Source organism: Pseudomonas sp. FA117 (genome assembly GCF_057370475.1).
This window is the reverse complement of the sequence record NZ_CM170675.1, coordinates 1,988,693-2,000,664: the sequence shown is the minus strand read 5'-3', so window position 1 is coordinate 2,000,664 and position 11,972 is coordinate 1,988,693. Positions and strand designations below refer to the sequence as shown.

At 65.7% G+C, this 11,972-nt stretch carries 13 protein-coding genes and 1 pseudogene; 11 read left to right on the top strand and 3 right to left on the bottom strand.

The annotated features are described in order from the left end of the window. Position 1 precedes the first annotated feature (1 nt). The 5 genes from AC1TXO_RS09340 (at position 2) to AC1TXO_RS09320 (ending at position 4,418) form a co-directional block, all read left to right on the top strand. Positions 2 to 817, top strand: a complete 816-nt coding sequence (locus AC1TXO_RS09340) for an ABC transporter ATP-binding protein (protein WP_486406036.1) — start codon at positions 2 to 4, stop codon at positions 815 to 817. An 11-nt stretch (positions 818 to 828) separates the two neighbouring features. Continuing rightward, positions 829 to 1,323, top strand: a complete 495-nt coding sequence (locus AC1TXO_RS09335) for an Lrp/AsnC family transcriptional regulator (protein WP_486406035.1) — start codon at positions 829 to 831, stop codon at positions 1,321 to 1,323. A gap of 279 nt (positions 1,324 to 1,602) precedes the next feature. Further along, positions 1,603 to 2,913: a C4-dicarboxylate transporter DctA gene (locus AC1TXO_RS09330; RefSeq protein WP_486406034.1), complete on the top strand. Its 1,311-nt coding sequence runs from the start codon at positions 1,603 to 1,605 to the stop codon at positions 2,911 to 2,913. A gap of 70 nt (positions 2,914 to 2,983) precedes the next feature. Further along, complete coding sequence (locus tag AC1TXO_RS09325; RefSeq protein WP_486406033.1) at positions 2,984 to 3,691, top strand: FadR/GntR family transcriptional regulator; 708 nt, start codon at positions 2,984 to 2,986, stop codon at positions 3,689 to 3,691. 31 nt (positions 3,692 to 3,722) lie between these two features. Then, the gene (locus AC1TXO_RS09320; RefSeq protein WP_486406032.1) at positions 3,723 to 4,418 is read left to right on the top strand and encodes a GntR family transcriptional regulator; all 696 of its coding nucleotides are present in this window, start codon (positions 3,723 to 3,725) and stop codon (positions 4,416 to 4,418) included. Here AC1TXO_RS09320 and AC1TXO_RS09315 read toward each other — a convergent pair. Then, positions 4,400 to 5,365 carry a GlxA family transcriptional regulator gene (locus AC1TXO_RS09315; RefSeq protein WP_486406031.1) on the bottom strand — a complete coding sequence of 322 codons (966 nt, stop codon included), beginning with the start codon at positions 5,363 to 5,365 and terminating at the stop codon, positions 4,400 to 4,402. The genes AC1TXO_RS09320 and AC1TXO_RS09315 overlap by 19 nt on opposite strands. A 208-nt stretch (positions 5,366 to 5,573) precedes the next feature. Between AC1TXO_RS09315 and AC1TXO_RS09310 the strand changes: the two genes are divergently transcribed. Next, positions 5,574 to 6,215, top strand: a complete 642-nt coding sequence (locus AC1TXO_RS09310; protein ID WP_486406030.1) for an HD domain-containing protein — start codon at positions 5,574 to 5,576, stop codon at positions 6,213 to 6,215. A gap of 68 nt (positions 6,216 to 6,283) precedes the next feature. Beyond that, positions 6,284 to 6,727: a GNAT family N-acetyltransferase gene (locus AC1TXO_RS09305; RefSeq protein ID WP_486406029.1), complete on the top strand. Its 444-nt coding sequence runs from the start codon at positions 6,284 to 6,286 to the stop codon at positions 6,725 to 6,727. A gap of 72 nt (positions 6,728 to 6,799) precedes the next feature. Here the strand turns inward: AC1TXO_RS09305 and AC1TXO_RS09300 are convergent, their stop codons facing one another. Next, positions 6,800 to 7,228 carry a PACE efflux transporter gene (locus AC1TXO_RS09300; RefSeq protein WP_486406028.1) on the bottom strand — a complete coding sequence of 143 codons (429 nt, stop codon included), beginning with the start codon at positions 7,226 to 7,228 and terminating at the stop codon, positions 6,800 to 6,802. 101 nt (positions 7,229 to 7,329) lie between these two features. Here AC1TXO_RS09300 and AC1TXO_RS09295 point away from each other — a divergent pair, with 101 nt between their 5' ends. From AC1TXO_RS09295 to AC1TXO_RS09280, 4 genes and pseudogenes are all read left to right on the top strand, one after another. Beyond that, a complete protein-coding gene (locus AC1TXO_RS09295; protein ID WP_486406027.1) occupies positions 7,330 to 8,229 on the top strand; it encodes a LysR family transcriptional regulator in 900 nt (299 codons plus the stop codon). A gap of 38 nt (positions 8,230 to 8,267) precedes the next feature. Further along, positions 8,268 to 9,323: pseudogene (locus tag AC1TXO_RS09290) on the top strand (cache domain-containing protein); the annotation flags it as partial. 117 nt (positions 9,324 to 9,440) lie between these two features. Continuing rightward, positions 9,441 to 10,226: a methyl-accepting chemotaxis protein gene (locus tag AC1TXO_RS09285; RefSeq protein ID WP_486406819.1), complete on the top strand. Its 786-nt coding sequence runs from the start codon at positions 9,441 to 9,443 to the stop codon at positions 10,224 to 10,226. 316 nt (positions 10,227 to 10,542) lie between these two features. Then, positions 10,543 to 11,328, top strand: a complete 786-nt coding sequence (locus tag AC1TXO_RS09280; RefSeq protein WP_486406026.1) for a sulfite exporter TauE/SafE family protein — start codon at positions 10,543 to 10,545, stop codon at positions 11,326 to 11,328. Positions 11,329 to 11,337: 9 nt separating this feature from the next. On the opposite strand, the gene AC1TXO_RS09275 is transcribed toward AC1TXO_RS09280, so the two are convergent. Further along, complete coding sequence (locus AC1TXO_RS09275; RefSeq protein WP_486406025.1) at positions 11,338 to 11,883, bottom strand: histidine phosphatase family protein; 546 nt, start codon at positions 11,881 to 11,883, stop codon at positions 11,338 to 11,340. Between the last annotated feature and the right edge of the window lie 89 nt (positions 11,884 to 11,972).

The window sequence follows — 11,972 nt, the reverse complement described above, 5'->3', positions numbered from 1 at the left end:
CATGACTGCCACCGCACTGCCTTTGAACTTCGAACACGCGCCCCGCGCCCAGGCCCATGCGAGCACGATCAAGCTCAGCGTCGACGGCCTGCACAAGCACTACGGCGAGCACCAGGTGCTCAAGGGGGTATCGCTGCAGGCGCGCAAGGGCGACGTGATCAGCCTGATCGGCGCCAGCGGCTCGGGCAAGAGCACTTTCCTGCGCTGCATCAACTTCCTCGAACAGCCCGATGCCGGCAGCATCACCCTCGACGACCAGACCCTGCAGGTCAGCCCCGGCACGCGCACGCCGCCAGCGGCGCAACTGCAGAACCTGCGCACGCGCCTGGCGATGGTGTTCCAGCATTTCAACCTGTGGAGCCACCTGACCGTGCTGGAAAACATCTGCCTGGCGCCACGCAAGGTGCTGGGCATCAGCGCCGCCGAAGCCCAGGCGCGGGCACGCACCTACCTGGACAAGGTCGGCCTGCCCGCACGCGTTGCCGAACAGTACCCCTCGTTTCTCTCCGGCGGCCAGCAACAGCGGGTGGCGATCGCCCGTGCGCTGGCCATGGAGCCGGAGATCATCCTGTTCGACGAACCGACTTCGGCGCTCGACCCGGAACTGGTCGGCGAGGTGCTCAAGGTGATACAGACGCTTGCCGAGGAAGGACGTACCATGCTCATGGTCACCCACGAGATGGGCTTTGCCCGCCAGGTGTCCAGCCAGGTGCTGTTCCTGCACCAGGGATTGGTCGAGGAGCGTGGCAGCGCCGACATCCTCGATCATCCGCAGAGCCCGCGCCTGCAACAGTTTCTCTCAAACCGTTTGAAGTGAAGTCACGCCGTATGGATAGCAAGGCCACCCGTTCACCCGCCCACCCGCCGCTGGACCGCATCGATGAAGCGATCATCGATGTGCTGCGCCATCACGGCAGGATCACCTACGAGAAGCTCTCGACCCTCGTGCACCTCACCCCCAGGCCGTGCCTGGAGCGGGTGCGCAAGCTGGAGCGACGTGGCGTGATCCGCGGCTATGGCGCGATCATCGACCTGCAGCAAGTGTCGCCCGGCCTGTCGCTGCTGGTGCTGGTGGCCTTGTCCAACCAGAGCGGACGCTCGGCCCAGCGTGCCTTCGAAGCGACCGTGCGGGCCTGCCCGCAGGTCTACGAATGCCAGCTGATCAGCGGCCATTTCGACTACAGCCTGCGCATGCGCTGTCGCGACATGGAGCACTACCGGGTGCTCACCGAGGCCTGGATGAACGACGACGAACTGCACATCGACAAGCTGGTGGCGCACCCGGAACTGGCCGCGGTCAAGAGCCTCGCACCACAAGCCTGAACGACCTCTGCGGGCCGCCTGGCGGCCCCTTCATAGTGCCCGCCTGCGCCTCGCCCTCTTCCCTGCGCCAACGTTTGCACCAGAGCCCCTGCGCCCGATGACTCGCCAACTGGTCAGACCGGTAAGTCCAAAAAGCCTTGCCATCTTCTGAAATTCGCGCTTACATTCATCCCGCACTGGACAAACCGGTAAGACCACAATAATTAAGTCCCGCGCTCTTTCGCCCCGCCTTCTGCGGCGGTGCATCGAAGCAGGGACACCGAATCAGAGATCCCTCCCATGCTCAAATGGTGCTCGCGTTCGATCTTCCTCCAAGTTGTCCTGGGCCTCGCCCTGGGCGTCATCTGCGGTCTGAGCTTTCCCGAAGTTTCCCTGCAACTCAAACCCCTGGGCGACGGCTTCATCAAGCTGATCAAGATGCTCATCGGCATCATCGTGTTCTGCGTCGTGGTCAGCGGCATCTCCGGCGCGGGCGACCTGAAGAAGGTCGGGCGCATCGGCCTGAAGTCGGTGATCTACTTCGAAATCCTCACCACCATCGCCCTGGTCATCGGCCTGGTGCTGGCCTTCTCCACCGGCATCGGCCAAGGTGCCAACATCCACCTCGACCAGCTCTCCACCGCCGATGCCGGCGCCCTGGCCGATCGCGGCGCACACATCCACGGCGCCACGGCGTTCTTCATGGAGCTGATCCCGACCTCGGTGATCGGTGCCTTCGCCGACAACAACATCCTCCAGGTCCTGCTGTTCGCCGTGCTGTTCGGCAGCGCGCTGAACCTGGTGGGGGAGTCGGCCTCGGGCATCTCGCGCCTGATCAACGAACTGAGCCACGTGATCTTCCGCATCATGGGCATGATCGTGCGCCTGGCCCCGATCGGCGTGTTCGGCGCCATCGCCTTCACCACCAGCAAGTACGGCCTGGAATCGCTGCAGCACCTGGGCGGTCTGGTGGCGCTGTTCTACATCACCTGCGCAGGCTTCGTGCTGCTGGTCCTGGGCACGGTGATGCGGGTTTCCGGGCTCAAGCTGATTCCGTTCATCAAGTACCTGCGCGAGGAACTGACCATCGTCCTGGGCACGGCCTCCTCCGACGCGGTGCTGCCACAGGTGATGCGCAAGCTCGAACACCTGGGCATCGGCAGCTCCACCGTCGGCCTGGTGATTCCCACCGGTTACTCGTTCAACCTCGACGGCTTCTCGATCTACCTGACCCTGGCCATCGTGTTCATCGCCAACGCCACCGGCACGCCACTGGCGATGACCGACCTGCTGACCATCCTGCTGGTGTCGCTGGTCACCTCCAAGGGTGCCCACGGCATTCCCGGTTCGGCGCTGGTGATCCTCGCCGCGACCCTGACCGCGGTACCGGCGATCCCGGTGGTCGGCCTGGTGCTGGTGCTGGCCGTGGACTGGTTCATGGGCATTGGCCGGGCGCTGACCAACCTGATCGGCAACTGTGTCGCCACCGTGGCCATCGCCCGTTGGGAGAAGGATATCGACATGGAACGCGCCAACAACGTGCTGGCCGGCAAACCGGGCTTCGCCCCGGCGCCACGCAAGCCGGGCCAGGCCCATCAGCAGGAATTCTGACCGCGCCGGGGCCGGCGCCAGGCGCCGGCCCACTGGCCGCAAGACACAGGCTTCAATCAGGGAGCGAACCGTGATCAGCTCATCGACCGTCGTCAACTCCGTGGTGGAAAAACTGCGCAAGGCCCTGGCCCGTGGCCAATGGCGTAGCGGCGAAATGCTGCCCGGCCAACGCGAGCTCGCCGAACAACTGGGCATCAGCCGCCCCAGCCTGCGCGAAGCGGTGACCGTCCTGGAAACCCTCGGGCTGGTACGCTCGATGCCCGGCAAGGGCGTGCTGGTACTGGAAGCCGATGCCAGCCTGGTACCCAGCGCCGACAGCGTCGGCGCCGCCAGCCTGGCCGACGTGCTGGAACTGCGCTACACCCTCGAACCCTTCATCGCCGGCCTGGTCGCGCAATCGGCAGGCAACCAGGACATCGGCCAGTTGCGCCTGACCCTGATGGACCTGCGCGAAGCCGTCGACGCCAGCGACAGCGAGGCAGGTGTGGCCGCCTACATCGCCTTCCACGAGGCCTTGTTCGCACTGACCACCAACCCGATCTTCCAGAGCGTGGTGCAACAGACCGGCAACGCCCTCAAGCAAAGCGCCGCGATGTTGCGCGACTCCCCCGAACACCTGGCCGCACGGCTCGAGGAAAACGAGGCGGTGGTGCGCGCCATCCGGTCGCGCAACAGCGCCCAGGCCAGTGCCCAGATGCGCCGGCACATCCTCGCCGAGGGCCAGCGCATGGGCATCGAACTGAACATCCCGGACGACCATCCGGCCCCGCAGCCTTGACCCTGCTTTTTTTCACCACAGGAGAGCGACCATGACCGCCTTCGCCCACGCCGAACCGCGCCTGCCCCAGCTGATCAAGACCGGTGAAGGTCGCCTGGGCGCAGATCAGGTCTACCCGCGCCTGTTCGATGCCATCCTCGAACAGCGCCTGCCACCGGGCAGCGCCCTGCCCGAGCAGGCCCTGGGCAATGCCTTCGGCGTCAGCCGCACAGTGATCCGCCGGGTGCTCGGGCGCCTGGCCGACCAGCAGGTGGTGGTGCAGCGCCCCAGCCACACCGCACACCTGGCCGCGCCCGATCCGCAACAGGCGCGCCAGGTGCTCAGTGCCCGGCGCCTGGCCGAAACCACGCTGATCGGCCTGGCCACCCAGCGCGCCCGCCCAGGGCAGATTCGTCAGTTGCGCCAGCTGGTGGAACGCGAGCGCCTGCACCACGAGCGCGGCGAACGCTGCACAGCGATCCGCCTGGGCGGCGAATTCCACCTGAAACTTGCGCAGATGGCCAACAACGCACCGCTGGCGCGCTTTCTCAACGGCCTGGTACCGATGACCTCGCTGATCATCGCCCGCTACGAAGCGCCCTGCTGCGAGCACTGCGCCTGGGAGGAACACGCCGCGATCATCGATGCGGTGGAAAAAGGCGACAGCCGCGCGGCGCTGGAACTGATGCACCAGCACCTGGACCGCCTCGAAGCCAAGCTCGACCTCGATCAGAGCGTGCGCACGTAACGTTTGCGGTAGTCGGCCGGGGTCACCCCGACATGGCGCACGAAAGCACGGCGCAGGGTGTCGACATTGGCAAAACCACAGAGCGCCGCCACCTGCTTGGGTGGCTCGCGGCCGCCTTCGAGGCGTTCGCGTGCGGCATTGACCCGTGCCAGCTCCACCCAGGCCGCCGGGGTCATGCCCACATCGGCCTGGAACAGCCGGGCGAAGTGCCGCGGGCTGAGCCCGGCCCGCTGCGCCAGGCTGGCGATGCTGTGATCCTCCGCCGGGTTGGCCGCCACATAGCGCTGCAACCCCTGCAGCACCGAACGGCCGACCGGTGACGAAGCCCCCTGGCGGCTGAACTGCAACTGCCCGCCTGGGCGCTTGAAGTACATCACCAACTGCCCGGCCACCTGCTTGGCCACCTCCCGGCCCAGGTCCTCTTCCACCAGGCTCAACGCCAGGTCCAGCCCCGAAGTCACACCCGCCGCAGTACGCACCTTGCCGTCGTGGACCTGGATCGCATCCGCATCGACCTGCACCTGGGGATAGCGCTCGGCCAAGGCCTCGGCAACCGCCCAGTGGGTGGTGATGCGCCGGCCATCGAGCAGGCCGGCAGCGGCCAGGGCGAAGGCGCCGGTGCAGACCGACCCATAGCGTCGGCAACTGGCCGCGCGCCCGCGCAGCCAGTCGAGAATGCCACTGCGCAGATGCTGGCTGGCGGCCTGGGGCGTACCGGCAATCAGCAGGGTGTCGATGGCCTCGTGGCTGTCGCCGATCCAACCATCCGGCAGCAGCCGCGCGCCGGACGAACTGACCAGCGGGCCAGGCTCACAGGCCAGCAGGCGCAGCCGATAGACCTCACGACCGGCCTGGCGGTTGGCTTCGGCGAAGACATCGAGCGGGCCGCTGGCGTCGAGCAACTGGACGCCGGGCATGGCAAGGATGGCAAGGGTCAGTGGAGGCATCTGGAGATCCTGTGGAAGCGGCGGTTTGCCGCTGCGGCATGTCCGCGAAAAGGCTGGTGGCACCAGCATAAAACCCCAGCCTGCCTCCCGCGCAGGTCATGTCTGTCGCAGACCGACAATGGCAGAATATGGCGTATAACGTCAATTGAGGACAAACCCTCTCCCCGACACACTGGCTCCATCATCCACACCACCCCAGGAGTCACCCATGTCCACCTCCATCGCCGGTATCCAGGTACCCGACAGCGCCATGGCCCGCGAGATCACCGAACTGGTCCGCGACACGGCCTCGCCGCTGCTGTTCCACCATTCCAGCCGGGTGTTCTACTTCGCCGCCCTGGCCGGCAAGCGCCTGGGCCTGAAGTTCGACAGCGAACTGCTGTACTGCGGCTGCATGTTCCACGACATGGGCCTGACCCATCAGCACAGCAGCGACTGCTGCCGCTTCGAGGTCGACGGCGCCAACGCCGCGCGCGATTTCCTCAAGAGCCACAGCATCGCCGAACGCGACATCGAGCGCGTCTGGACCGCCATCGCCCTGCACACCACACCGGGCATTCCCGAGTTCATGCACCCGCTGATCGCACTGGTCACCGCCGGGGTCGAGACCGACGTGCTCGGCCTGCACCATGAAGGCCTGAGCACTGCCGAGCGCGACGCCGTGGTCCAGGCTCACCCACGCGGCGAGCAGTTCAAGGAAGCAATCATCCAGGCCTTCTACGACGGTATCCGCCACAAGCCGCAGACCACCTTCGGCAACGTCAAGGGCGACGTCATCGCCGACAAGGAACCGGGCTTCCATCCTGGCAACTTCTGCAGCGTGATCCGCCAGTCCTGCTGGCCGAGCTGAGGCCTCGCTGGCCAAGGGTTGCCGGGCGCCTTACCATGCGCCCGGCACATCACACGCCAGGAGGCCTTATGCAACACACCATCGCGCCAGTGGGCGCAGAACAGTTCGAGCGCCTGACCGAACTGTGGGAAGCGTCGGTGCGGGCGACGCACGATTTTCTTCCCGAAGGTTACATCGAACGCCTGCGTCCGCTGGTGCGCGACCAGTACCTGGGCTTCGTCCAGTTGCGCGCCTGGTACGACGCACACGGCAAGATCCATGGCTTCGCCGGGGTACACGACGGCAAGCTGGAGATGCTGTTCGTCGACCCGGCCAGCCGCGGCCAGGGCATCGGCAAGGCCTTGCTGGCCGAGGCTGTCACCGGGCTTGGGGTACGCGAAGTCGACGTCAACGAACAGAACCCGCAAGCGGTGGGGTTCTACCTCAAGCAGGGATTCATCCAGACCGGGCGCAGCGAAGTCGATGGACAGGGCGACCCCTATCCCCTGCTGCACCTCAGACGCGAGGGCTGAAACATGCTTTCCCAGCACCAGGAGGGGCCGCACTGCGGCCCCTTTTCATTGCCCTGAAGCCTGTACCTGCGTTCAGGCCGGGACCATGGCCGAAGCCGGCAGGCCAAAGAGGCGGTCGAACGCCCAGTTGTAGACGAAGGTGTAGCACGGCACCAGCAGGATGAACGCCAGGTCGACCACGAACGCCTCGACCAGGCTCATGTCCAGCCACCAGGCGATCAGCGGGATCAGATACACGACCAAGGTCAGCTGGAAGCCCACAGCATGCCCCACCCGGCGCGCCAGGCTGCGCCCGCGCTTGGCCTGACGGCTTTCCCAGCGTTCGAACAGGCTGTTGTAGATCAGGTTCCAGAGCATGGCGATGGTGGTGATCATCACGGCCAGCGGCCCGGTGTGCGAAGCCTGGGTGTCGGACAGATAGGCCAGGCCCAGGGTCGACATGGCCAATCCGATCAGTTCATAGAAGGTCACATAGACCAGTTTGCGTTTGACACCCTGCACCGTGAATACCTCGGCTACCCATGAATGAAGGCGGCGAGGATGAATCAATATTCTTGACAGAAAAAGTCAGCACCTTTCAGATTGACTGAAAGGAGGCCTGCATGAACTTTTCCAGCGACAACATCCAGCTGTTTCTCGCCGTGCTCGACCGCGGCTCGTTCTCGGCGGCCGCACGCGTGCTGGGCCGTGTGCCGTCGGCGGTCAGCATGGCCATCGGCAACCTCGAGGCGGAACTCGGCTACCCCTTGTTCGAGCGCGGCGCGCGCGAAGTGCGAGCCACCGACCGGGCCCGAGCGCTGGAGCCCCATGCGCGGCTGATCGCCGAGCAACTCGGGTTATTGCAGGTGCATGCCCTGGAGCTGTCACGCGGGCTGGAAAGCAGCCTCACGATCGCCGTGGTGCCGGACATCGACCCTCGCCCGCTGCTGGCGGCCATCGCCCGCCTGGGCGAGCGCTACCCATTGCTGGACATCGAGTTGCTCAGTGCGCCGCAGGAAGATGCCCTGCACCTGCTCGACAGCGGCCGCGCCGGACTGTGCCTGGCCTTCGCCGGGCTGCAGGTCGATCCGCGGCGCAGCTTCCAGCACCTGGGCAGCGAATCGCTGGTAGCGACCCTGTCGCCCAGCCATCCGGCCTTGCGCCAGGGACGCATCCGCGACCTCGAAGACCTGGTCAACATCCGCCAGATCCTGGTGCACAGCCGCGATTTACCGCTGAGCGACACCCGTTCGCTGATCGGCACCGCACACTGGCGCACCGACAGCGTCGACCTGGCCTTGCAGATGGTCGAAGCCGGCCTGGGCTGGGGCGACCTGCCGGCGACGCGGGTGGCCGCGTTGGTGGAAGCCGGTCGGCTGGTCCGCCTGGCGTTTCGCAATACCCGCAACGAACTGCAACTGCCCGTGCACCTGCTGTGGCTCAGGCAGCAGCCACTGGGGCAGGCAGCGCGGGCACTGGTGGAGCTGCTGGCAGCCGGCCATGACCGTCCGTCGGCAGGTTGAAGCCAGCGCTCAACCTTTTGACCTGCAGGTCGATATCGATGCCGACAGGTATCGCCCGGCGCCACAAGCACCGGGTGGCCTCCCCAGCATACGGCTCAAGGTCTCGAAACATGAACCTGAAGTTCCGCCACAAGATCCTTCTCAGCGCCTGCGGTGTCGTGGTCCTGGCATTCGCATTGTTCACCCTCTACAACGACTACCTGCAACGCAATACCATCCGCCAGAACATCGAATCCTCCGTGCAGCAGGCCGGTGCGCTCACCGCCAGCAGCGTGCAGAACTGGATGGGCGGGCGCATCCTGGTCCTGGAAAACCTCGCCCAGGACATCGCCCAGCAAGGCACCGGCAACCACGTCGCCGGCCTGGTCGACCAGCCCTCCTACACCAGCAACTTCCAGTTCACCTACTTCGGCCAGAACACCGGCCTGTTCACCCAGCGCCCCGATGCGCAGATGCCCGAAGGCTACGACCCGCGCAAACGGCCCTGGTACAGCGCCGCCGTCAGCGCCAACCAGACCCTGCTGACGCCGCCCTACCAGGCGTCGGTCGGCGGTCTGGTGGTGACCATCGCCATCCCGGTCAAGGCGCGCAGCAATGGCGAACTGCTGGGCGTGGTCGGCGGTGACCTGAGCCTGGACAGCCTGGTCGACATCATCAATGCCGTGGACTTCGGCGGCATCGGCCATGCCTTCCTGGTCGATCGCGAAGGCCAGGTGATCGTCAGCCCCGACAAGGGCCAGCTGATGAAGAACCTCAAGGACCTCTACCCCGACAGCGGCCTGCGCGTTGAACCGGGCATGCAGGACGTGACCCTCGGGGGTGAGGAGCGGATCGTCTCCTTCACCCAGGTCAAAGGGCTGCCGTCGGCGCAGTGGTACATCGGCCTGTCCATCGACAAGGACAAAGCCTACGCCGCGCTCGGCCAGTTCCGCAGCTCGGCCATCGTCGCCATGCTCATCGCCGTGGCTGCCATCGCCGGCGTGCTCGGCCTGCTGATTCCGCTGCTGATGCGCCCGCTGACCACCATGGGCCGCGCCATGCACGACATCGCCGAAGGCGAAGGCGACCTGACCCGCCGCCTGCAGGTGCAGAACAAGGACGAGTTCGGCGAGCTGGCCACCGCCTTCAACCGCTTCGTCGAGCGTATCCATGCCTCGATCAGCGAAGTGGCTTCGGCCACGCGACTGGTGCACGACCTTTCCGAGCAGGTGATGAGCGCCTCCAATGCCTCGATCAACGGCTCCGAGGAACAGAGCCTGCGCACCAACAGCGTGGCGGCGGCGATCAACGAGCTGGGCGCTGCCACCCAGGAGATCGCGCGCAACGCCGCCGACGCCTCGCAACACGCCAGCGGCGCCAGCGACCAGGCCAACGACGGGCGCCAGGTGGTGGAGGATGCGATCAGCGCCATGACCGCGCTGTCGCAGAAGATCAGCGAGTCGTGCGAGCAGATCGAAACCCTCAACGCCAGCACCGATGAAATCGGCAAGATCCTCGATGTGATCAAGGGCATCTCGCAGCAGACCAACCTGCTGGCGCTCAACGCCGCCATCGAGGCCGCGCGTGCCGGTGAAGCCGGGCGTGGTTTCGCCGTGGTGGCCGATGAGGTGCGCAACCTGGCACACCGTACCCAGGAGTCGGCCGAGGAGATCCACCGCATGATCACCAGCCTGCAGGTCGGCTCGCGCGAAGCGGTGCACACCATGAATGCCAGCCAGGTGTCCAGCGAACAGACCGTGCAGGTGGCCAACCAGGCCGGCGAGCGCCTGGCCAGCGTGACCGTGCGCATCGGCGAGATCGATGGCATGAACCAATCGGTGGCCACGGCGACCGAGGAACAGAGCGCGGTGGTCGAGAGCCTGAACCTGGACATCACCCAGATCAACGCACTGAACCAGCAAGGGGTGCAGAACCTCAACGAAACCCTGCGCCACTGCGATGCCCTCAGCCAGCAGGCCGGACGCCTGAAACAGCTGGTGGGCAGTTTCAGGATCTGAAACCGCTTCACTGCACCTGCAGGAGCAACTGTCTTGTTCAAAATCTGACAGCCAGCTCAATCCCTGTGGGAGTAACTGTCTTGTTCAAAATCTAAAGGTCAGCCCAATCCCCTGTGGGAGCGGGCTTGCCCCGCGATCACCGGCGCAGCCGGTGCCATGCTCCGCGGTGTTCTTTTCGCGGGCAAGCCCGCTCCTACACGAGACCTGTGGCGCCGCTGCGTTATAATCTAATAACGAACAATTCTATTTGGCTATAAAGAACAATCTATATCCTGCTCGCATCCGACAACGGGCCAGCGGGCAGATTGAGTAGCGTATGGATGTAGGTTCTTTCGGTTTCACCATTGCCGGACTGGTCGTGGGTTTCATCGTCGGCATGACCGGCGTCGGCGGCGGTTCGCTGATGACTCCGATCCTGCTGTGGTTCGGCATCAACCCGGCCACTGCCGTGGGCACCGACCTGCTCTATGCCGCCATCACCAAGGCCAGTGGCGTCTGGGTGCACGCCCGCAACAAGAACATCGACTGGAAGATCACCGGCTGGCTGAGCCTGGGCAGTGTGCCTGCGGCCGCGCTGACCCTGTGGTTCCTCAGCACCCTGCACGCCGACACCTCGGCGCTCAACGCCATCATCAAGCAGGGCCTGGCGGTCGTGCTGATCCTCACCGCCCTGGCGATCCTGTTCAAGTCGCGCCTGCAGGCCTTCGCCAGCAAGCATGCGGGCGACCACTACCACCTCAGCGACCGCAGCCTGAACATCCTCACCGTGGCCACCGGCGTGGTGCTCGGGGTGATGGTCACCCTGACCTCCATCGGCGCCGGCGCCCTGGGCACCGTGGCGCTGTTCCTGCTCTACCCGTTCCTGGTCACCCGCCGCCTGGTCGGCACCGAGATCGCCCACGCCGTGCCGCTGACCCTGGTCGCCGGCCTGGGCCACGCCGGCATGGGCAACATGGACTGGTCATTGCTCGGCTACCTGCTGTTGGGGTCGCTGCCGGGCATCTACCTGGGCAGCCACCTCACCGGGCGCATCTCCGATCGCGTACTGCGCCCTTGCCTGGCCGGCATGCTGCTGTTGATCGGCTACAAGCTGGCATTCTGAGCCTGCCCCTCAGGCCGCGCCCAGGCGCAGGCGCCAGACCTCGGTTCGGCTGAGTTCGAGCCGTGAGCACGGCGGCACATCGATGCACCGGTGTGCCCCGAGCGAACTGCCAAGCACTTCGAGCATCACGGCGCGCATCACCATGGGGTGCGTGACCGCCCACCAGTCGCCGGGTGTGTCGAACGCCTCCAGCCAATCCGCCACGCGCCGATGCAGTGCGCTGAAGGGCTCTCCACGGTGAGGAGCGGCGTCCACGTCCAGTTGCCACCAGGCCAACGCTTCGCGCTGTTCGCGCTGCAACTGCTTGAGCGCAAGCCCCTGCCAGCCTCCCATGTCGCAGTCGGCCAACGCCGTCTCGATGCGTACATCGCGGGCAAGCCAGGCAGCCGTCTGACGAGCGCGCAACTCAGGTGCACTGAGCACCTGCACACCCTGCGGGGCAGCCGGCAGCGGCGCGGCATCGGCCAGTACGCTGTCGTCGGCAAGCGCGAAGCGCCCGGTTTTCTGGGCGTGGGTCAGGGCATGGCTGATCAGGGTCAGGCGGACGGCTTTCAACGTGGGGTGCTCGGGCAATGAGGATTAGGGCATCGAGGAACGCTGCGTTAGGATCGTCAGTCTAACCCAGGCACATAGCCATCAGAGTC